Source organism: Caballeronia sp. LjRoot34, from assembly GCF_964253815.1.
Lineage (GTDB): Bacteria > Pseudomonadota > Gammaproteobacteria > Burkholderiales > Burkholderiaceae > Caballeronia.
Window position 1 is genome coordinate 339,290 of the sequence record NZ_CAXUSB020000002.1, and the last position, 17,457, is coordinate 356,746.

General features: G+C 59.4%; 20 protein-coding genes. 10 read left to right on the forward strand and 10 right to left on the reverse strand.

All coding sequences use genetic code 11. From position 1 onward, the window contains the following. The first annotated feature begins 116 nt into the window (after nucleotides 1-116). The gene (locus ACSQ36_RS20980; protein ID WP_165102754.1) at nucleotides 117-584 is read left to right on the forward strand and encodes a DUF1348 family protein; all 468 of its coding nucleotides are present in this window, start codon (nucleotides 117-119) and stop codon (nucleotides 582-584) included. A 58-nt stretch (nucleotides 585-642) separates the two neighbouring features. Here the strand turns inward: ACSQ36_RS20980 and ACSQ36_RS20985 are convergent, their stop codons facing one another. Further along, entirely contained in the window at nucleotides 643-1,662 is a 1,020-nt protein-coding gene (locus ACSQ36_RS20985; protein ID WP_436183427.1) for a transporter, read from the reverse strand. Between the two features lie 227 nt (nucleotides 1,663-1,889). Here ACSQ36_RS20985 and ACSQ36_RS20990 point away from each other — a divergent pair, with 227 nt between their 5' ends. The 3 genes from ACSQ36_RS20990 (at nucleotide 1,890) to ACSQ36_RS21000 (ending at nucleotide 3,420) form a co-directional block, all read left to right on the forward strand. Continuing rightward, a complete protein-coding gene (locus ACSQ36_RS20990; protein WP_213768014.1) occupies nucleotides 1,890-2,222 on the forward strand; it encodes a hypothetical protein in 333 nt (110 codons plus the stop codon). A gap of 177 nt (nucleotides 2,223-2,399) precedes the next feature. Further along, nucleotides 2,400-2,837, forward strand: a complete 438-nt coding sequence (locus tag ACSQ36_RS20995; RefSeq protein ID WP_213768015.1) for a response regulator — start codon at nucleotides 2,400-2,402, stop codon at nucleotides 2,835-2,837. 316 nt (nucleotides 2,838-3,153) lie between these two features. Then, nucleotides 3,154-3,420 (forward strand): hypothetical protein, encoded by a 267-nt coding sequence (locus tag ACSQ36_RS21000; RefSeq protein ID WP_213768016.1) that lies wholly within the window; start codon nucleotides 3,154-3,156, stop codon nucleotides 3,418-3,420. A 146-nt stretch (nucleotides 3,421-3,566) separates the two neighbouring features. Here the strand turns inward: ACSQ36_RS21000 and ACSQ36_RS21005 are convergent, their stop codons facing one another. Next, nucleotides 3,567-4,529 carry a chemotaxis protein gene (locus tag ACSQ36_RS21005; RefSeq protein ID WP_436183428.1) on the reverse strand — a complete coding sequence of 321 codons (963 nt, stop codon included), beginning with the start codon at nucleotides 4,527-4,529 and terminating at the stop codon, nucleotides 3,567-3,569. A gap of 381 nt (nucleotides 4,530-4,910) precedes the next feature. Between ACSQ36_RS21005 and ACSQ36_RS21010 the strand changes: the two genes are divergently transcribed. From ACSQ36_RS21010 to ACSQ36_RS21020, 3 genes are all read left to right on the forward strand, one after another. Then, nucleotides 4,911-5,351, forward strand: a complete 441-nt coding sequence (locus ACSQ36_RS21010; RefSeq protein ID WP_213768018.1) for a CBS domain-containing protein — start codon at nucleotides 4,911-4,913, stop codon at nucleotides 5,349-5,351. A 406-nt stretch (nucleotides 5,352-5,757) separates the two neighbouring features. Beyond that, nucleotides 5,758-5,940: a hypothetical protein gene (locus tag ACSQ36_RS21015; protein ID WP_436183429.1), complete on the forward strand. Its 183-nt coding sequence runs from the start codon at nucleotides 5,758-5,760 to the stop codon at nucleotides 5,938-5,940. Beyond that, on the forward strand, nucleotides 5,937-6,782 hold the full coding sequence (locus tag ACSQ36_RS21020) for a metallophosphoesterase family protein (protein ID WP_436183430.1): 846 nt from the start codon (nucleotides 5,937-5,939) through the stop codon (nucleotides 6,780-6,782). Before ACSQ36_RS21015 ends, ACSQ36_RS21020 begins: the two co-directional genes overlap by 4 nt. 417 nt (nucleotides 6,783-7,199) lie before the next feature. On the opposite strand, the gene ACSQ36_RS21025 is transcribed toward ACSQ36_RS21020, so the two are convergent. The 3 genes from ACSQ36_RS21025 to ACSQ36_RS21035 form a co-directional block, all read right to left on the reverse strand. Continuing rightward, nucleotides 7,200-7,796 (reverse strand): mobile mystery protein B, encoded by a 597-nt coding sequence (locus ACSQ36_RS21025; protein ID WP_436183431.1) that lies wholly within the window; start codon nucleotides 7,794-7,796, stop codon nucleotides 7,200-7,202. Further along, entirely contained in the window at nucleotides 7,787-8,236 is a 450-nt protein-coding gene (locus tag ACSQ36_RS21030; protein WP_436183432.1) for a mobile mystery protein A, read from the reverse strand. Before ACSQ36_RS21030 ends, ACSQ36_RS21025 begins: the two co-directional genes overlap by 10 nt. Nucleotides 8,237-8,667: 431 nt before the next feature. Then, a complete protein-coding gene (locus ACSQ36_RS21035) occupies nucleotides 8,668-9,066 on the reverse strand; it encodes a PPC domain-containing DNA-binding protein (RefSeq protein ID WP_436183433.1) in 399 nt (132 codons plus the stop codon). Between the two features lie 89 nt (nucleotides 9,067-9,155). On the opposite strand from ACSQ36_RS21035, the gene ACSQ36_RS21040 reads away from it, so the two are divergent. Both ACSQ36_RS21040 and ACSQ36_RS21045 read left to right on the forward strand, forming a co-directional pair. Next, nucleotides 9,156-9,545 carry an MAPEG family protein gene (locus ACSQ36_RS21040; RefSeq protein ID WP_436183434.1) on the forward strand — a complete coding sequence of 130 codons (390 nt, stop codon included), beginning with the start codon at nucleotides 9,156-9,158 and terminating at the stop codon, nucleotides 9,543-9,545. Nucleotides 9,546-9,571: 26 nt separating this feature from the next. Next, nucleotides 9,572-10,246 (forward strand): alpha/beta hydrolase, encoded by a 675-nt coding sequence (locus tag ACSQ36_RS21045; RefSeq protein WP_436183435.1) that lies wholly within the window; start codon nucleotides 9,572-9,574, stop codon nucleotides 10,244-10,246. Here ACSQ36_RS21045 and ACSQ36_RS21050 read toward each other — a convergent pair. The 4 genes from ACSQ36_RS21050 to ACSQ36_RS21065 all read right to left on the reverse strand — a co-directional run bounded on the left by ACSQ36_RS21050 (nucleotide 10,243) and on the right by ACSQ36_RS21065 (nucleotide 14,682). Next, the gene (locus ACSQ36_RS21050; RefSeq protein ID WP_436183436.1) at nucleotides 10,243-11,208 is read right to left on the reverse strand and encodes a nucleoside hydrolase; all 966 of its coding nucleotides are present in this window, start codon (nucleotides 11,206-11,208) and stop codon (nucleotides 10,243-10,245) included. The two genes, ACSQ36_RS21045 and ACSQ36_RS21050, sit on opposite strands and share 4 nt — an antisense overlap. Beyond that, nucleotides 11,205-11,594: a cytidine deaminase gene (locus ACSQ36_RS21055; RefSeq protein ID WP_213768027.1), complete on the reverse strand. Its 390-nt coding sequence runs from the start codon at nucleotides 11,592-11,594 to the stop codon at nucleotides 11,205-11,207. The genes ACSQ36_RS21050 and ACSQ36_RS21055 overlap by 4 nt, the downstream gene beginning before the upstream one ends. Before the next feature lie 10 nt (nucleotides 11,595-11,604). Beyond that, the gene (locus ACSQ36_RS21060; protein WP_436183437.1) at nucleotides 11,605-12,882 is read right to left on the reverse strand and encodes a NupC/NupG family nucleoside CNT transporter; all 1,278 of its coding nucleotides are present in this window, start codon (nucleotides 12,880-12,882) and stop codon (nucleotides 11,605-11,607) included. A gap of 1,116 nt (nucleotides 12,883-13,998) precedes the next feature. Continuing rightward, nucleotides 13,999-14,682, reverse strand: a complete 684-nt coding sequence (locus ACSQ36_RS21065) for an HAD family hydrolase (RefSeq protein WP_436183438.1) — start codon at nucleotides 14,680-14,682, stop codon at nucleotides 13,999-14,001. A 197-nt stretch (nucleotides 14,683-14,879) separates the two neighbouring features. Between ACSQ36_RS21065 and ACSQ36_RS21070 the strand changes: the two genes are divergently transcribed. Beyond that, on the forward strand, nucleotides 14,880-16,553 hold the full coding sequence (locus ACSQ36_RS21070; protein ID WP_436183439.1) for a Na/Pi cotransporter family protein: 1,674 nt from the start codon (nucleotides 14,880-14,882) through the stop codon (nucleotides 16,551-16,553). Between the two features lie 4 nt (nucleotides 16,554-16,557). Here ACSQ36_RS21070 and ACSQ36_RS21075 read toward each other — a convergent pair whose 3' ends face one another. Then, the gene (locus tag ACSQ36_RS21075; protein WP_436183440.1) at nucleotides 16,558-17,328 is read right to left on the reverse strand and encodes a DeoR/GlpR family DNA-binding transcription regulator; all 771 of its coding nucleotides are present in this window, start codon (nucleotides 17,326-17,328) and stop codon (nucleotides 16,558-16,560) included. Nucleotides 17,329-17,457 lie beyond the last annotated feature (129 nt).

Here is a 17,457-nt window from a genome sequence, read left to right on the forward strand (position 1 = left end):
GCGCTAGAGTGAAGGTGTAGACAGACCTGTCTACTGCCAGATCATGCTGTCGACCGACAACACAATCGACATTACATCATTCGCCGATCAACTCCCCACGATCAAAAGGAAACGCCATGGAAAGCAAACCGCCGTTCCCGCCATTCGATGCCGACACCGCCCGGCAAAAGGTCCGTCTCGCGGAAGACGGCTGGAATTCCCGCGACCCGAAGCGGGTTGCCCTCGCCTATAGCGAAGACACACGCTGGCGCAACCGCGCAGAATTTGTGTCGGGACGTGCTGAGGTGGAGGCGTTCCTGGCGCGCAAATGGGCGCGTGAACTGGACTATCGGTTGATCAAGGAATTGTGGGCGTTCACCGGATCACGGATTGCGGTGCGCTTTGCTTACGAATGGCACGATGATTCCAAAAACTGGTTCCGGAGCTACGGCAATGAGAACTGGGAGTTCAACGAAGCTGGCTTGATGACGCATCGGCACGCGTGTATCAACGACTTGCCGATCAAGGAGTCCGAGCGCAAATATCACTGGCCGCTCGGCCGCCGTCCCGACGATCATCCTGGCTTGAGCGACCTGGGGTTCTGATCGAAGCTCGGCCGGCAGTCTCTTCGATCATCGATTGCATCGACTGACTGCCGGCATGCTAGCGGCCTCGCCGCCGGTAAAAGGCCCACCATCCCGCCAGAACGGTGAAGGTCGCAACGATCGCCACCATCAGCCAGAACCCGTGTTTGTTGTCGGCCAGCGGCACTCCGCCAACATTCATGCCGAAAATCCCCGCAACTATGTTGATCGGCAGCGCCAGCACGGTAACCAGCGTCAGCGTGAAAAGCGTGCGGTTGCTTTGCTCGTCCGTGCGCGCGGCGATCTCTTCCTGCAGCAGCTTGATGCGTTCTACCAGCCCCGCAAGATCGCCCAACACCAGCGAAAATTCCTCGGTGGCATCGCGAAGATCCTGAAGGTCGAGCGTTTGCAGCCAGCGTGGCGGCCGTGCCAGCAGCCGGAAAATCGATCCCGGTTCAGGCGCGAGCAAACGCTGCAACCTGACGAGCACGCGTCGGGACGCGCCGAGTTCGGAGCGGGTGGCGGGGGACCGCATGGAAAGAAACCGGTCTTCTATCTGGTCGATGTCAATGCTCGTGCGCCGGACGATTTGTACCAGCAGATCGGCCTGGTCGCGCAACAGATGAATGAGCAGTTCGGCCGTCGACCGGAAGACCTCGCCGTTGCGTACCGATTCCCGCAGTGTATCGATGGAACGCAGCGGTTTCAGCCGCGCGGTGATGAGCAGCTTTTCGCGCGTGTAGACCCATAACGTTGCGATTTCGGAGGGTGTTACGTCGAAGTTGAACATCACGTCGTTGATGACGGCGAGCAGCGCGCCCTCCTGATGTTCTATCCGCGTGGAATGCGAGCCGTCGCGCAGGTTCTCGAAGAAGGCGTCGGGAAGCTCGAGCTGCGTGCGCATCCAGCGTTCGCTTGCGCTGTTCGCGAGGTCGAAGTGCAGCCAGACGAAGTCGTTCGAAGCGCGTTCGGCGCTGGATTGCGCCAGCCACTCGAGCGCCCCGGCGGAGTCGATAGCCACGCCCGCCGCGTCCGGGGCGAAACGAAAGCCGCACACGATGCCGGAGAAATCGGAGGCGTAGGGTAGGGCGGTAGTCATGGTGAGTCGGTCATCAGCAACGGCAATTGGAAGGGACTGCGGATTTCGATTGTCCCTGCCGTGCAATTCGAATCAAGCAACGTCCGCCTCGATTTGCGTTATTGTTGGTCAAATGCCGCGTGACACAGAAAGTACTTATGGTTGTCACGCCCTATGGGTAGACTCGCGCGGTGCAAGAGGGCCGTCGGGCGCAGCCCGACCCTTTAAGCTTCATCGGGGAAACACAAATGGAAGATCGCGTCGAGCAGGACGAACCTACGCAAACCACGGCAGACGGACTGACGCGGCTCGCGACGAGCATCGTCGAATTGCTGGGCGAGCAGGCCATCGACAGCCGTCTGGGAGCCAAATTGCTCAAGCGGCTGGAAAAGGAAGCGAAGCTGGTGGAGGAATCGGGGCCGCAGCCGCTGAACAAGGCTCAAAAACGCAGTTTGCGCGACGCGCTGGACGGACTCGAACATGCAGTGCGTCAGGTCGATGCAAACCTGTTGGTATCGGCGAACGCAAAACTACGCTCCACCGACGAATCTTCCAGCAAAAAGGCCAAAACAAAATCCTGAAGCCGCGCCGGCGTCGCCCTGCGAAGCCGGCGCGCCGCCGGTTTTAAGCGCATCCGGCTTTATCGGACAAGCGATCTGGCGGTTTTTTCATCACGTCGACACAAACCGCTTGCAGCAAACGAGCAAGTTGGCGCGGAAAATGCTGCGTTTGCTGCACATGCATAAATCTGAGCGGTCATGGTTTCAGTCTCTTCTACCCCAAGCTGCGTGTTATGGACCGACCGGAACGTCGACGCGGACGCCGGTCGTTGGCGCATTCTGGTTGTCGACGATAACGCCGCCAGCGCCGAGGGCCTCGCTGCGGCGCTGAGCGCGGATGGTTGTGATGCGCGGTATGTGTTGAGCGGCGTTGACGCGCTGCAGGCTATTGACGGCTGGGTGCCGCACATTGTGGTGCTCGACATCAGCATGCCGGAGCACGACGGTTTTGCGACCGCGCGCGTGCTGCGCCGGATTTCCCCCACCCGGAACGCCGGGATCATCGCCTTTACGGCGCTCGGCGAGGATTACGTGCGCTCGAAAGGCCTCCACGCGGGGTTCGACGGCTATTGTCAGAAGGGCAACGCGCCCGGTGTCCTGGTCAGCCTGATCAGCCGGCTGGTCCAGGTTCACTGAACAGTCCCTGAGAATTCAGTGGGGCGATGAGCGTCCGATTTGAATTTTTTTGATTTCGTCGGGTCAGGCCCTCTAAAATCCTGCTTACCGCGACTTCCGGGTGAGCCTTTTACAGGCTCGCCCGCAGCGATTTTCCCCGATTTGGACGTCCTCCCATTATTGGTTTATCCCGAAAAGTGTATTGAACTTTATGGGGATAAAAAGCCGATAGTAGGGGTATACACTGCATTTCATTGACGAAGCAGCTACCGAAATAAGTTTGACCGCTGCGACGCCTTCTGAACCAGTCGAAGTCCAACGTATATCGGAGCTCAGCATGAAAAAGAATCTTCTCGCATCGTTACTCGTCGCCGTTACGGCTTCTATCGCTGTTCCGGCGTTTGCCAGCGGCTACGGCCCGGCACCTTCGTATCGTCCGTCGGTGGGTGCTCCGGCTTCGCAACAAGGCATGAACTTGCAAACCATCGCTGCGCAAAACAACGCTGATGCGAACGGCTACGGTGGCGCACGCACCTCGGTGTCGCAATCGGGCTCGAGCCGCGATCGTACGAACAACGCGCAACCTGTTTTCTCCGGTCAATAATCTCCGGGCTCCTACGTGCACGGCCGGCGCTACCCGCGCCGCCGTGATCGCGCCAAGCCTGATGGCCATGTAGTACAGAAACGCACAAACGCCCGTTGAACGAAAGTTCTGCGGGCGTTTGTGTTTGTGCGTGAAGAACGACCGCTTCAGGTGCCTGTCATTTTGAGCGCATCGCGCATCACCGCCGCCAGTTCTCCCGCGGCAAACTTGGCCACATAAGCGTTCGCGCCTACTTTGCGCACATGCTCCTCGTTCGCCGACCCCGACAGCGACGAGTGGATCACGACCGGAATGGCCTGCATGCCGGCGTTTGCCTTGATACGGCGTGTCAGCGTGAATCCGTCCATTTCCGGCATTTCGAGGTCGGTCAGGACGAGCGCAATTTCGTCCGCGGCGCAACGGCCATGCTTTTCCGCCTTGCTCTGCAAGTCTTCCAGCACGTTCCACGCTTCCTGGCCGCTCTTGGTCATGATGAACGACACGCCCATCGCGGTCAGGCTTTGTTCGATCAGGCTGCGCGCGACGCCGGAGTCGTCGGCGGCGAGCACTTTGGTACCCGGTTTCAGGACCAGCCGGCCAGTGCTTGATTCATTGATCTCCACTTCCGTCGATGGCAGCACGTCGCGCAGAATCTGTTCGACATCCAGTACTTGCGCGAGTCGCGAGCCGTCCACGTTGCCGTCGAGGCGCGCGAAGCTGGTCACCGTTCGTCCGCCCGAATGCGATTCCGCAGACAAAACCTGATTCCATTCCAGCCGCACGATGTCATCGACTTCCTCGACGGCAAAACCTTGCGTCGTGCGTGCGAATTCGGTGACCAGGAGGATCTTGAGACCGTTCTTCGGCCGGCAGCCCGTGACCTGCGCCAGATCGATCACGGGGATGATCTGGCCGCGGATATCGGCTACGCCAAGAATCTCCGGGTTTGCGCCGGCGACCACGGTGATCGGCGGCATGGCGAGGATCTCGCGCACCTTGAACACGTTAATGCCATATAGCTCGCGTTGTTCGGAGTCCGGCGCTTCGCCCAGGCGAAACAGGAGCAGTTCGAACATGTTGTTGCCGGCGAGCCGAACCCGCTGTTCGATATCGTGTTGTGAACTGCTCAAGGTGGTTCTCCTGATTGATTTATGCCGGGCTTCTAATTAGCCGGTTCTTGATTAGCGGCGCAGAGGGGGGAAACTGAAGCACTTTTCGGCGTGTTGTCGCGGGAACGTTTCATGCAGGTCGAGTCGCGCGCGCGGCAGTATCGGGATAGACCCTTGGACGCATAAAAAGCAGTGTTTTCCAGCGTTCACGCGGCAGGTGTCTGGCCTATACTTTTTGAATGGGCTGGGTAATCTGGATGTAAGGCGCTGGATGTACGGCGAATGATTCAACGCGGTGGCTGGGGAGTGTCAGCCGACGTGCCGCGCTCTAAACGCCGGCTATCCAACCATGTGGAACGCCCGCTATCCGGCGGGCGGCGCGCGGTTCAACGGAGGCGTTCGATGGCAACAGTCGCACAAGTTCTTAATTCGAAATCCGATCACACCATCTTCACGATCGCCGATACGGCATCGGTCTACGAGGCCATTGCGATGATGGCGGAGAAGCACATTGGCGCGTTGATCGTGACCCACGGTGAAGCGATCGTCGGCATCATGACCGAGCGTGACTATGCCCGCAAAGTGGTGCTGATGGATCGTGTCTCGCGACAAACTCCCGTGCGCGAGATCATGACCTCGCAAGTGCGTTTCGTGCGTCCCGACCAGACCACGGACGACTGCATGGCCTTGATGACCGAGCGCCGCATGCGGCATTTGCCGGTGATCGATGGCGAAAAGCTGGTGGGCATGATTTCAATCGGCGATCTGGTGGCGAATATTATCTCCGAGCAGCAACTGACGATTCATCAGCTCGAGGGGTATATACGAGGCGAGCACATGTAGCTTGCCGGGGAGGATGCAGCGCGGCGTGAAGACGCCGCGCTGTGTTTTATTTGTTGCCGCTGCGTGGGTATCGTGCTCATGCAGTTCGTGTCATCTCGCGTAGGCCGCCTCCTTCCTTACGTCAAGACTCCCTGCGGCGGTTTCGTTCAACTAATTGTGTTGTAAGCAAGTTGTGAAAATTGTCAGGTGCTGCGCATAGGCCTGATGTTGACGCGTCCAATCCACCGCCGGGTTCTTCCTGGCCCTGAGCTGAAAGGAGCGCTGTTCATAACGTTGCCTGAACTTTCTACGTCACCTTAGGTTATCGGTTCCACTGGCCATGCGCCGCGTGTCATTGCTGCGGGTGCGCCGTTAACTTGGCCTCACGCTGCGGGGCGCGGCAGGCCGGATCAGCGACGCGGACAACGTGATCAGTTTCGCATTCAGGCGCATCACGGTCACTCATCCCTCTAAACGTCAACAGCCTGTGAAAGTTGCGACCCATGGCAAGATAAACTCGATCACCACGCCGCTCGAATTTCGCGTCGCCCCGGAGCCGCTATTCCTGCTCAAGCCCGAGGCGGGCGTGGCCAATGTTAATCGCTCATGACCCTGCTGCTCCAGATTTCAGATCCTCACTTTGGCACCGAACAACCACCGGTCGCTGCAGCGTTGCTACGTCTCGCCAATACGTTGCAACCCGATCTCGTTGTCATGTCCGGCGACATTACGCAGCGCGCCAGGCGTGCGCAATTCAGCGCCGCGCGGGCGTTCGTCGATACGTTCGGTGCAACGCCTTTTGTTGTCGTGCCGGGCAATCATGACATTCCGCTGTTCAACATATTCGCGCGCGTTGCACACCCCTATGCCAATTATCAGCGCGTGTTTGGAGACGATCTCGAACCTGTCTTCGAATCGGCGGAACTGTTGGTAATTGGCGTGAATACTACGCGGGCGTATCGTCGTAAGGATGGCGAAGTATCGGCTCAGCAAGTGGAGCGCGTGGTCCGCCGATTCGAACAAGCGACGGCACGGCAATTGCGGGTTGTCGTTACACATCAGCCTGTTGTGGCTGCGCGTGCCAAAGACATCAGGAACCTGTTGCACGGCCGCGAACATGCGATTGAACGCTGGTCGCAAGCGGGCGTGGATCTGATCCTGGGCGGTCATATCCATCTTCCGTATGTGGTGCCGCTGCATGTTGCGAACAAGGACTTGCCGCATCCGATGTGGGCCGTGCAAGCGGGAACCTCGTTGTCTTCGCGCGTGCGCGGGAACGTGCCCAATTCGGTGAACGTGATTGACTACGATGCGTCGCATACGGGCGCACGCCGTGCGATTGTTGCGCGCTGGGATTTCAATCAGGCGAGCGCATCGTTTGAACCCATCATGCAGCACGAACTCGACCTGGATAGCGAGTCGCTCAAGACTCCATTAGCGACGCTTTTATGAAATAGATCGAAGTGCGGTACACCCGCTTGTTTGAGGAATCGCACGTGGCCGGTGACCATGCACTGATGTTGTTCGTGGCGTCTCTCGTTCTTGCAATGGTCGTGGTATGGGGTGCAGGGTAGCTTGTACAACGCCACAGCTTATTGTTGTCACGACCGCAAGCAGCCGCGTGTTCCTGCGCGTACATGTCGCGGGTATTCGGAATAAGGTGTGGAAACGGGTTCTACTGTGAGGTCTCGGTTCAGGTCCCCACGGCTGACCAAAGCCGGAAATTAGGGTGACGGGAAAGGGGATTCAGCCGCGTCATTACGCTGCCCGTCCACTTGCCTTGATTGTTTCGAAAACCAGCGGCTTTCTGATGCACCTCCGCGGCCTCTACCCGCGAGCGCGTTCTTCAATGACATTCGCTCGTTGACCTTAAGCCGTGCTGCGAACGAAGGCAAGCAGCAACGTGTAGTCACCTTTGTCCGCGGCACGCAGTGCAGTTAGATATAGCGCGCGAGCGTTGTCGGCATTGACGAGCGTGCCTCCACCACCCCACGGAAAATGAGGCTCTTTCATGCTGCGCAAAAGTGCATCAGCCATCATCCGTGAGTGTCGGCCATTGCCGTTTGGAAAGGGGTGAATCCAGACCAGCTCACGGTGAAATCGGGCCGCTATTTCATCCGGCGGGAAGATTTTATTCTCAATCCAGTAGCGCACATTGTCGAAAAGATTTCGCAGCTTGACACTCACCTGCGTCCAATCACATCCGATGTTTTTATCGGACTTCCGGAATGTGCCGGCCCAGGCCCAGGTCTTGTCGAACATTTTTTTGTGCAGGGTGCGGCAGAAATCCTCACTGAGCACGTCTGGCTGACGGGCACGGCGAAGCCATGTCACCGACGCCAGGATGTTCTCCTGCTCCCAGTCGTTAAGCTCACCCTTTGTGGTCAGGTGCGTTGGCTTTAATCCGGCGATTTCGTCGGGGTCGAGAGGCGTTTGCCCCTCCTGTTCATCAAAATCTATCGCCATAGTGCAGACCATCGACCCCGAAGCAACTCTTCGGCTCGCTGCTCAACCTGTTTGCGAAGGCGGGCTGTAGTCGGGCGCTGGTCCTCCAAACTCATGGTGTGCGCTACCCCGCCGACCTCTTGCAGCGCAATGGCGCGCGCCCGCTCCGCGACCACTTGCGTGAGTGGCTTCCGGGGCACTAAAGCATAGACCATCTCGCAGTCCAGCCCCTCTGCCAGCTTACGCAATTGCCCAAGCGTGATTCGTTCATCCGCTTCCGCTTGCTCTGACTTGTGCAAAGTCGGCGCAGAGATACCCAGGCGCTCGGCCTGCTGCCGCTCAGTCAGCCCCAATGATTCTCGAATGAGCTTCAACCAGCCCCGAGGCGGCGCGCGGCGCTTCGCCAGATCCGCATACGCTTCGACCGATGTCTGGACTTGTTCAAGCCTGAGTTGGTTCATTCTCGAATTCATTTGTTTGCCTATAGGCTAACTAAAAACCTTGAAATGATAGCTCATAGGCAAGCATATTGAAAATATTAGATAGCTTATAGTGCAGCTATAGCCAGTTTTTTGCTGCCCTATGACGCATCAAATAATTTCAATATGATAGCCTATAAGCAATCATTTATTCTGAACTTGCTGCACTATAAGCTATTGAAAAAAGCAAAAAAACAGCCCTCTTCGGAGGGCTGTTGAGTATTGGTGACGGCGTAACGATGTGGGTATCCGGAACTTGAAAGTGGGACCCGTTTCCACGCATTATCCCGGATACCCCATTTCGCAAGCGATGTGCTGGCAGGCTTTACGCTGGGAACAGTCAGGCTGGTGACGTGTAACTTGAGCATCGAATTGGCGCGCCGGTATTGGCCGGGGCCAGGGCCGTCGCGACATCAGTCCTGAGGGTGTATCGATAGTTCGGGAAAGCCGGTACGCGGATCCAGATCGCGTGAGAAGCGGACGCCGTCCAAACAAACGATCAGGATTTCCGCCGTCGTCCGCACTATGCATCCCGCCGATACATGGCCGCCGACCACGCGGCCTTCGGCGTTCGAGACCGCCATGTGAAGATGCGCGCCGTCGGCTGAAAGTGAGCCGGCCAGCGTCAGGATTTCGAGGTCACCGGTGAGCCGGGTCGGCTGGTCGATGCCCGAGTAACGCAAGTTCGCCACGCTCAGGCTGCCGATGCCCTGCATCACGAACGCGGCGCCGATGGCCTGGTCCCGCGCGATTGTTTCAAGCGCAACACGCAGGTCGTCGCCGGGCATAAGGCGCACCGGAAGTGTTTGCATGAGTGAAGTCCCAAGGCTACGCGGTGTATCAATGATGGCATGATGATTCCGGCTTCGCACATCGCTTCCCAATCAAACTGACATTTCCCATGACAACCGAACTTCATATACTCGCCTGGACACTTGTCCTTGCCCTTATCCAGGTGCTGCTGCCGTCGGTGGTGCGCAGCCGCGAAACGGGCCTGGGACATAACGGCGGACCGCGTGACCAGCCGGGACCGCCCGTCGGCAAGGTGACTGGCCGTTTGATGCGTGCCCAGAACAACCTGTTCGAGACCTTGCCCGTATTCGCCATCGCCATCCTGATCGCGCATACGGCCGGCCGCGAAGGCACGCTGACGTTGTGGGGCGCGTGGTTGTACATCGTCGCGCGCGTGGTCTACCTGCCCTTGTATGCGGCTGGAGTTCCATTTCTGCGCTCGCTTGTATGGCTCGTTTCGCTTTTCGGCATCATCCTTGTTCTCGTCCCTATTATCTAAAACCATCTGAAACCGGAGTCCAGTCAATGACCGCTTTGCTCACCACCATCGACGTGGAAACCGCGCCGAATCCCGAGTTCGCCGTGATCCTGATGCACGGCCTGGGCGCCGATGCCAACGACTTCATCCCGCTGGTGCCCGAGCTGCGCCTGGGCGATCTGCCCGCTGTGCGTTTCGTCTTTCCGAACGCCACCGAAATGCCGGTTACCGGCAACAACGGTTATGTGATGCGGGCGTGGTACGACATTTTGTCGTTCGAAGGCGTGAACCGCCGGGTCGATGAAGCTGGCCTGAAGGCGTCGTGCGAACGGATTCGCGAACTGATCACGCGTGAGAACGAGCGCGGTATTCCGACTTCGAAGATCTTCCTGGCAGGTTTTTCGCAAGGCGGAGCAATGACCTATACGGCGGGGCTCACGCATCCCGAGAAACTCGCGGGACTGATCGTGCTGTCCGGTTACGTGCCGTCGCCTGGTTTGATTGATGCGGCGTTCAGCGAGGCGAATCGCGACACGCCTATCTTCGCCGCACATGGCACGCAAGACCCTGTGCTGCCGATCGAGTTGGCTATTCAAGGCCGCGACTTCGCGCTCGCGCATGGTTGCAAGCTGGAATGGCATACCTACCCGATGCAGCATTCGGTCTGTGCTGAAGAAGTCGAGGCCTTGCGCGCGTGGCTAGGTGCAAGACTGGGCGGCTAAAGCGCCTTGAACAAGGTGTTTTTATACAACTCGAGCATGCCGGCTGCGTCCACGCCAATGCAGACCGACTGCGCCGGACGGTCATCCCAGTCCGGCGCGGGCACGCGCATGGTCGACGGTTTCTGTATCGTCTGACCGGTCGCGATACCGCTGGTGAGCACACGCACGGGACCCTTGCGCACCGTATAGAGATGCGGAGCCAGCACGTACGCCACCGCCGATGAATCGTGGACATAGATGCCTTCGAGTCCGGCGCTGTCCTGGTGGAACTGCGCGTAATGCCGCGATACGTCCCACACAAAACGGCCGGCCTCGCCTGCGCCATCGCGAATCGATGCAAGCCATGGGTTCGGCATGATCGTGTTTTGCGTGACGTCGAGACCGACGAGCGTGACCGGCCACGCCGCGCCGAGCACGAGATCCGCTGCATCGGGGTCGCACAGGATGTTGGCTTCGGCTGCTGGCGACACGTTGCCAAGCACGCCGGCCGTACCGAACGCGCCGCCCATGATGACAACCTGCTTCACCAGCCCGGCGATACCCGGGTCGGCTTTCAGCGCGTGCGCCAGATTCGTCAAAGGACCGACCGCGATCAGCGTCACTTCACCGGGAAACGCGCGAACCGTATCGATCATGAACTGATGCGCGGGGCGCGCGTCGAGCGTTGTATCGGCGGGCTGGCCCAGTTCGATATTGCCAAGACCGTTGTCGCCGTGAATCCAGCCGAGCGGCGCAGGTGGCAGGCGATGCAACGGCGCCGCCGCGCCGCGCGCCACCGGCACGCCGGGTGCAAAACGCGAGCGCAGGTAGAGCGCGTTAGCCGTGGTCGTTTCTATGGTCGCGTTGCCGAACACGCTCGTGATGCCAAGCAGTTCGATCTCGGGATGCAGCGCCTGGAACACGAGCGCCATGGCGTCGTCGACACCCGGATCGGTGTCGTAGATGACCTTGTGGATTGTCATAGGTAGAACGCGTCGGGCAGTTGTTCGCGGGCGGTAGTGTCGCGGATCGCGCCATTGAGATTGCCGAGGCGAATGCTCAACTCGGGGCCGCCCAGTTCAATGATCACCTGACGGCACGCGCCGCAGGGCGCAATGGGCCCGTCCGTGTCGCCGATGACGGCGAGCGCTGCAAATTGATCACGCGCGTAACCTGCGGCAATCGCGCTGAAAAACGCCGTACGTTCCGCACAATTGCACAGTCCATACGATGCATTCTCGACGTTGCAGCCATCGAATACGCTGCCGTCTTTTGTGAGCAAGGCTGCGCCGACCTTGAACCTTGAATAGGGTGCGTAAGCGCGTTCGCGCGCGTTCTTCGCGCGCTCGAGCAACTCGTCCATTGTCATGATTTTCTCCTTAGTTCAGCGTCAGGAACATGCCTGCGATCGTCGCGCTCATCAGGTTCGAGAGTGTGGCGGCGAGCACGACGCGCAGGCCGTAGCGTGCCACTTCCGCGCGGCGTTCCGGCGCAACCGCGCTGAAGCTGCCGGTGAGCACGGCGATCGACGAGAAGTTCGCGAAGCCGCACAGCGCGAAAGACAAGATCGCTATGGTACGCGGATCGAGCACCTGCAATCCAGCCGCGGCGACGCTGGCGGAGTCCTTCAAATACGGAGACAGCGACGCGTAGGCCACGAACTCGTTGAGAATGAGTTTCTGACCGAGGAAGTTGCCCGCGAGCGCGGCCTGATCCCAGGGCACGCCGATCAGATACGCGAGCGGCGAGAACACGGCGCCGAGCACGGATTGCATCGATACATTGGGGTCGCCGAACCAGCCGCCGATGCCACCCACAATCCCGTTGAGCAACGCGATCAGGCCGACGAACGCAATCAGCATGGCGCCGACCATGACCGCGATCTTCAGGCCGACGGTTGCACCGGAACTGGCCGCTTCGATCACGTTTGCCGGGCGTTTTTCGTCGAAGCTTAGGTTCTCGAGCGTGACGCGACTGGCTTCGCTCGTGGGGTGGATGATCTTGGCGAACAGCAGTCCGCCCGGCACAGCCATGAATGATGCAGCGAGCAGGTATTCGACCTTCACGCCAAGGCCCGCATATCCCGCGAGCACCGAACCGGCGACTGCCGCCATACCGCTCGACATCACGGCGAACAGTTCCGCGTTGGTCATGTCGCGCACGAACGGCTTTACGACTGCCGGCATTTCGCTTTGACCCAGGAAGATGGTGGTGACGGCCGAGAACGATTCGATCTTCGACACCCCGAGCAGCTTCTGGAAGATCGTGCCGAGCACGATCACGATCCAGCGCATGATGCCGAGGTAATAGAGCACCGAGATCAATGCGGTCACGAAGATGATGGCGGGCAGCACGCGAACGGCGAAGACGAAACCGCCGTTGCCGAAGAGTTCGAACATCTTCGATTGAACGAGACCGCCGAACAGGAATTCGATGCCTGCGTTGCCGTAGGCGAGTACGTGGTTGACTCCTGCTGCCGCAGCGGAGAGCACGCTTTTGCCGAAGGGCACGAACAGGATGAACGCGCCGATGCCGACTTGCGCCAGCAACGCGGGCACGACGGTGCGCAGGCGAATGCCGCGGCGATTGGTGGAGAAGATGAAAGCGATGAGCAGCAGTACGGCGATGCCAAGCAGATTGCGCGCGATCAGGGCCATGTCTCGTTGTTTATGTTTGTCGGAGGAATGGGCGGATGCTACGCCATGTGTGGGGTTTGGAGAATAGGGCGGGAGGGTTTGCTGGCGCGGGTGGGGCTTGGGGCGGGGTTGGGTTTAGGCGGTTAAGTGGTCGGGGTTTATGCCGGGGTGCCTGGTTCCGGCGTTAGCGGTCGGGGTCAATGCCGGGTTGGTGCTTTCGGCGTTAGTGGTCTGCGAGAGTCGGATATTCTCTTTATCACTATTAGCCACTGTGCGTGGCGGCACGTCATTTCTTTGTCCAAAGCGACAAAGAAACGAAGCAAAGAAAACGCTTTCAAACCACGCTACCCTAAGTGTCCACAGCGTGCAGTTTTGATTCATAGGTGCCCCAAAAGCACGGTGCTCGCCAGAGCCACGGATGTGTGAACCCCTCCTTCTCGCGAATCCTGACACGAACACGCTTCGCCCCGTACGCTCTCGGGCAAGCACATTTGCCGAGGGACCAGCACGGCCTCACGCGTATTCGCTGCCGCCTTTCTTGGAGCGTTGGTCAAGCGTGCGCTGTTTTTTTGGTGGGCTATACGGCCGAACGCATACTTACGGCTTCATGTTTGGTGGGCTATTGCGCAGCATGCACATTTCTTTTCGCCGGCTACGGCCTCATGCATCCGCGCGGCTCTGTTTCTTGGTGGATTAGCGATGTGGTTCGTTATGCGCACAAAGTTGGAGGGAGGTTATCCGCGGATAGCGCGGGGTGCTCCTTGGGCAGGTTCAATCACTGGTGGCGAAGCGTGTGGGTATCGGTGTTCGGAGAAGGAGGGTTTCACACATCCGTGGCTCTGGCGAGCACCGTGCTTTTGGGGCACCCATGAATCAAAACTGCACGCTGTGGACACTTAGGGTAGAGCGGTTAAAGCGCTTTCTTTGCTTCGTTTCTTTGTCGCTTTGGACAAAGAAATGACGTGCCGCCACGCACAGTGGCTAACAGTGATAAAGAGAAAATCCGACTCTCGCAGACCACTAAGGCCGAAAGCACCAACCCGGCATCAACCCCGACCGCTAACCCTAGAACCTGACCCTGACCAACCCCCCGCAAACCCAACCCCGCCCCCCCGAGTGCGAACGAAAACCAAACCCCTAAGTGAATAACTCCATGACCGGCCAGTTGCGCTCTGCAGCAATCACCCGCAATTTCGCATCGGGATTGGTTGCGACCGGATGGGTGACACGCTCCATCAACGGCACGTCATTGACAGAATCGCTATAGAAATAGCTCGCTTCGAAATCCGCCAGTTTCAATCCCTGGGACGCCAACCATTGCTCGGTGCGAACAATCTTGCCTTCACGGAAAGTCACCACCCCCACCGAGCGACCGGTGTAACGCCCGAGCGGATCATCACCTTCAGTGCCGAGGTCGATTGCCAGCAAATGTTCAACGCCCAGCGCCTTCGCGATGGGTGCAGTAATGAACGCATTGGTCGCGGTAACGATGCAGCACAAGTGCCCCGCGTCAAGATGACGGCGCAGCAACGCAAGCGCTTCAGGGCGGATGGCCGGTTCGATCACCGTCTTCATGAAGGTTGCATGCCACGCGTCAAGTTGCGCTCGCGGATGACGGGCGAGCGGGGCGAGCGTCAGGCCCAGATACTCGTCCATGTCGAGCGTGCCGGCGACGTATTGCTGATAGTACGCGTCGATTTCCTCCGCATGGTCGGCACTGCCCTCGAAACCCAGCGTGGCGTAGAAGCGTGCCCACGACTGATCGCTATCCAGCGGCAGCAACGTGTGATCCAGATCGAACAGCGCCAGAGTACGACTCATCCCACAGCCCTCGATTAAACCCTTGATTACCGGTAGAAAGTGCGCCAGACCATACCCGTCCGGTGCAGGTCACCCAACACGATTCGATCGTAACTTTAAATACCCAAAACTACAACAAAGCAAAATTGTACAACTCATTTGCGTGGCATCATGGCACGAATGGCAGTACAGTCGGAACGAACAACGGACGTAGCCTCATGTTGATTCTCTTGAATATTCTGTCGGGCGTGGCGTTGCTGGTATGGGGCACGCACATTGTCCGGACCGGCATCCTGCGGGTCTTCGGCGCCGAGCTGAGGCGCGTGCTGGGACGCAGTGCGAACAGCCGTTTTCGGGCGTTCGGCGCGGGCTTGTGCGTAACAAGCCTGGTCCAGAGCAGCAACGCGACCGCGGTGCTGGCTTCGTCGTTCGCGGCGCAAGGCCTGCTGCCGCTCGCACCGGGACTGGCGATCATGCTCGGCGCGGACGTCGGCACGGCGCTGATGTCGCGCGTGCTCACACTCGATCTCTCGTGGCTGTCCCCTATCCTGTTGCTCGGCGGCGTGATCGCGTTCCTGTCGTTCAAACAGACACGCACGGGCCAGGTGGGGCGCACGGTCATCGGGCTGGGGCTGATCCTGCTGGCTCTGCACCTGATTGTGGAGGCCGCCCAGCCCGTGATGCAGGGCGAGGGTGTGAAGATCATGTTCGGTGCGCTGACGGGCGACTCCATGCTCGACACGCTGGTCGGCGCGGCCTTCGCCATGATTTCCTACTCCAGTCTTGCAGCGGTCCTGCTGACTGCGACGCTGGCGTCGTCGGGCGTGATTTCGCTGAAGGTGGCGGTGTGTCTCGTGATCGGTGCGAACCTGGGCAGCGGTCTGCTTGCGGTGATTGGCACACTGGGACAAAACCCCGCCGGCCGGCGCCTCTCGCTCGGCAGTGTGCTTTTCAAGCTGGCCGGCGCGTTGATCGTGCTGCCGTTCGCCCCGTGGATCGCGCAGGGAATTGGCGCAGTGATCCCGTATCCGCGCGAGGCAGTGATCACATTCCATCTCGTCTACAACATGGTGCGCTGTGTCTCGTGCATGCCGCTGATCGATCCGGTCTCGCGCCTGTGTTACCGGCTGCTGCCGGACCGGCCCGAAGCGAACCCGGAACTGCGGCCGTTGTATCTCGATCCCGTCGCGCTCTCCACGCCCACGCTCGCGCTGGCGAATGCCGCGCGCGAAGCGCTGAGGATCGGCGACATCATCCGCACCATGCTCGACAACCTGCTCGACCTGATGCGGGCCAACGACCCGGTCAAGGCCCGCTCGACCATCCGCATGGACGACGACGTCGATCAGCTCTATGCGGCGGTAAAGACCTATCTGGCGCGCATCTCACGCGAGCAACTCGACGAAGCGGATAGCCGCCGCTGGACCGACATCATTACGTTGACGATCAACCTGGAACATGCGGGCGACATCATCGAGCGCGTGGTGACCAACATCCAGGAGAAGAAGATCATGCACCGGCTGGCGTTTTCGCCGGAGGGCTTAAGCGAACTGGAGGACCTGCACGCGCGCCTGATCCTCAATCTTCAACTGGGCCTGAGCGTGTTTCTCAATAGCGACTTGCGCAGCGCCGAGCGCTTGCTGGCAGAGAAAGAACGGTTCCGTGATCTCGAACGCAGTTATTCGTACGCGCACCTGGACCGGCTTGCCGGGCAGAGCGCGCGCAGCATCGAGACCAGCGCGCTGCATCTCGACATCATCAGCGACCTCAAGCGCCTCAACTCGCTGTTTTGCTCGACGGCCTACCCGGTACTCGACGCTGCCGGTGCATTGCGCGACACACGGCTGCGCCGCCGCGTGCTCGACGCAACCTACGGTAACGACAGCGTTTAAAACGCTAGGCGAGAATGACTTGCGGCAGCTTCTTGCGCAATGAAAGCAGCGCCGGACCTTCGGCGCCTTTCTTGTTGGTGATCAGCGTATCCACGCGATTGATCGGGCAGAACGCGATTCTGCTGCACTGTCCGATCTTGCTGTAGTCAGCGAGGATCACTACCCGGTCGGCATGCGCGACCATGGCACGGGCCACCTCGGTTTCAGCGTGATCGAAGTTGGTTGCGCCATGCCGGTGGTCGATGGCGACGGGCGAGAGCAGGGCCACGTCGGCGCGGTACCTGAGAATTTCGGAGACAGTCGTGCCGCCCACTGTGGCGAATGCCCGGTCGCTGATCGAGCCGCCGAGCAGGATGATCTCGTTACTTGACTCGGTCTTTTCGCCGGTTGCCCGCATCTTCTGGGCGACGTCTATCGAGTTCGTGATGATGGTCAGGTTGGCCAGCTTGGCGAGTTCTTCGGCTAGGATGGCGGTGGTCGTGCCGGCATCGATGAACAGGGTTTGTCCACTGCTGACCAAGGCGGTCGCTGCGCGTGCAATGGCGTTCTTCGACTTGACGTGCGTGTGGCTGCGCTCGGCGATCGGTGCTTCGTCTGCCGGGCGCGTCACGCCGCCATGCACGCGCCGCAGTTCACCTAGTGCTTCCAGATCTACCAGATCGCGCCGGACCGTCTCGCGCGACACACCGAGTTCGGCCATGATGCGTTCGGTCGACACGCGTTCAAGCGTGGCAAGCAGCGCGCGAATTCTCTGATGCCGATCTTCCTGCCACATGCTGTATTCCTGAGCGTTGAAGTCGAGTGGGTACTGGTGAAAACGAATAGAAAATGACTAGAAGCAACATGGCCGCCGATCCAGTTCAGCAGCCTTAAGTCTTGTGAACGGACTATGTGTCGCCCGTGT